At 60.7% G+C, this 2,887-nt stretch carries 3 protein-coding genes; all 3 read right to left on the minus strand.

Annotation, left to right across the window (positions count from 1 at the left end):
* Window positions 1-596 (minus strand): IS630 family transposase (locus IU459_RS36890; protein WP_195134212.1); only part of this gene is annotated, 596 nt, incomplete at its 3' end.
* A gap of 57 nt (window positions 597-653) precedes the next feature.
* Complete coding sequence (locus tag IU459_RS36895) at window positions 654-974, minus strand: cytochrome P450 (RefSeq protein ID WP_195134213.1); 321 nt, start codon at window positions 972-974, stop codon at window positions 654-656.
* A gap of 1,524 nt (window positions 975-2,498) precedes the next feature.
* The coding region (locus IU459_RS36900; protein ID WP_195134214.1) for a transposase at window positions 2,499-2,887 on the minus strand (389 nt) is incomplete at its 5' end.

Here is a 2,887-nt window from a genome sequence, read left to right on the forward strand (position 1 = left end):
TTCCCGGTCCTCGCGGCCACCGGTGTCTGGCCACGGCGGCCCCATGTGCGGCCCGACAACTGGTCGGAGCGCACCCCGACCTGGTCGCCGAACAGGATCACCGCGTCCTCGGCCTTCGCCCGTGCTGCCAGCGCAGGGTAGGTGACCCGCACCCACTCGGCCATCGCCTCCGGATTCGCCTCGATCGCGCGACGGTCCGGGCGCTGGAACGTGGATCCCATGCGGCGCAACACCTTTCCCATGCCCTGCTCGGTGAACGAAACCCCGAACAGCCGGCGGGTCAGCTCGGCGACCTTCCGTAATGTCCACAACAGTCCGCCCAGCTCCAACTGTCCCGGTACGAACACCACCAGCGCGTCCACCAGCGCCTCGGCCTGCGACTGTGTCAGCTTCGCCCCGTCACCGGCACGCCGGCACGGCCGTCCCGACTCCAAACCCTCCACGCCACCAGGGGCGAACCTGTTGCGCCAGTTCCGGATCGACCCTTCTGACACCCCGAACACCCGCTGGGCCTCCGCGGACGTCATGCCATCGCGTATCGCTCCCATCACCCGCATCCGCAACGCCTCCTGCTGCCCCGGGGAAAGCCTGCGCATGTCCATCCTGAGACCATCACCCACCCACGGAACATCATGTGGCACAACCGATCCGTTTCACATCAATAATTCCTGGTTCGAAGTGTCGACCGCGTCCATGAACCGATAGGCAGCAGCATCCTTCAGGTCCGAGGCGAACAGTGCGCGGATGGCAATGCGCAGGGTGAGTCGGCTCATCTCGGCGCGGACGTCCAAAGTTTCACCAGGGCCGTGCATGTGTTCCCACCCGTCCCGCGTGTCTTCGATCGTGTTGGTCATCAATTCGCCGAACGCCGCGACACGTTGGCGATGAAAGGCTGGCTGCAAGAGTCGACGCTGGAACAGCCAGCTTGGTCTAGCTGCCGTGGCCAGGCCATTGCCGAACATCGCGCGAGCCATGGAAAAGACTGGACCCGTTTCGGTCGTAGTTGCGCTGATTCCACTTGAGGACGTGTTCGATGTGGTCCGGATGATTCAGCAGTACAATCGGTGCCCGAAGCAGGTCGAGTGCGACGATGTCACCGTACAGCTCGATCATTCTGGACAGAAAAGTCAACGGCGAGCGTTGGAATGCCAGCGTGGTAGCAAAGTTCCGCGTGGACCGGGCAGATCGCCACGTTTCTCGGAATGTGGCTGTTCGGCGCGCGCCAGTGTGTCACTCATAGAGGTCACATCCGTTCGAAGAATTCGGGATGATGGGCCTGCGGTGCCCGCTTCCGCTTCTGCAACGCGGCACCGTGTTGTCGATAGAGTGACACTCTCATGCAACTGACGAGCGTACAATGGGGGAAACCCCTATAATTCCGCTGCTCAGCGGAAGATGAACTGTCGTTTCTAACCCCCTCCGATCTCTGGTGTTCGACCGCCATCGGGCCACGAGAGCGGATCAAGCCACGGGCGTAAAGCTTCCAGGTCTGCGCGTGTCAGATTTGCGACCACCTTTCACGCTCTCGATGTTATCCGTTTCTGTACTCGAACTGCGCGTACATTAGATTGCCGCAGAGCAAGCAATTTCAATCACTCATCGTGATCCCAAATTTATGCCGCCCTGCGATCGATAGGCGGGCCAGATTCCGGCCTGGAGAACCCTGACGGAGCTGCCATACTTATCGGCTAGCTCAGCTCAAGGCTCAAGGTACAACCGTTCATTGGGCAGCCGCGGATAAATTTTGGGGTTGTCGGACATTACCGCTACATGCTCTGGATGACAATGAGCACGACAATCCTGCATGAACAACAATGCGGCGGAGTGGCACGCCGTGAAATCAAGGAGTACGCCGCCGAGTTGTACCGCTATATGTACATCGTCTTCTTCGGGGCGTGGAGATGTTGAATTATTCATATCCAATCAGATCCTCGTTGATGATCGTATGCACCCGTTTTCGGGGTCACAAATCGCGAAGGCGCCGAGCGGCTGATCATTCTTCATCTAGGTTTTTCGTTCGCGGTCCCGTTGCCGCAGGGCAAGAATCCGGGCAGACGCATGGCCCACACGAGTTTGCTCAGGTCGTCCCTGGGATTCTGCGCACTCTCATCACTCGCACGACAACGCTCGCCGCATCGGACGGTGCCGACTAGTCGGGGCGCTAGTGGATACGGTGACGACCGTCAAGGTGGTTAGGCTCCTGATGAGTACGGGACGTCCATGAGGTGATTGTGCGGCTCCACGACTCGATCGTCGCGTATCGGAGACATGCCGTATATAGGGGAAATGCCTACGGTGAGCCCGCCGTTGAAAAAGTGGTTCGTGCTTGCTCCCGCGTGGCAGTGATGCCCGCAGAGTGAATGGGCTTACAGCCGTCGACTCCATTACGCCGCGCCGATTTTGTAGGCATTTCCCCCATAGCGCAACCGTAAGATGGTGTCAACGGGCATCGGGACCTGGCTCAGGCACAAACTTGGTGATCTTGCCGGGGGTGGTGGTCAACTGAGGAGCACGAGGCGTCGCAGGAGATCGAAGTTGGCCCGGCCAAAGCACCTGCGCTTGATCGCCTTCAATCGGCAGACCGCGCCCTCGACGGCTCCGCTGCTCCATTCGAGGGTGAGTCCGTTGCGGACTGCGTCGTAGTCCTTGAGCAGACCGGCGGCGAATCCTTGAAGTTGGGAGATGTCACTGGCTTGGGCTGCAGCGATCCAGGCGTTGAGATGCTGGCCCCGACGGTGGCGCAGCATCCCGCCGAAGTCGCTGACCAGCTGATCGACGCCGCGCAGGACCGGGCATCGGTCCAGGATCCGGGCCAGGTCGGCTCGTTCGGCCTCGGTGCGCTGGTGTGCCGGACGGATGATCCAGCCGGTGACCTGCCGGGGTTTAG

This window comes from Nocardia amamiensis, assembly GCF_015477605.1.
GTDB lineage: Bacteria > Actinomycetota > Actinomycetes > Mycobacteriales > Mycobacteriaceae > Nocardia > Nocardia amamiensis_A.

Excerpts from the sequence above, each read along its gene's own strand:
- IU459_RS36895 (WP_195134213.1), bottom strand. The coding sequence starts at position 974 with ATGGCTCGCGCGATGTTCGGCAATGGCCTGGCCACGGCAGCTAGACCA.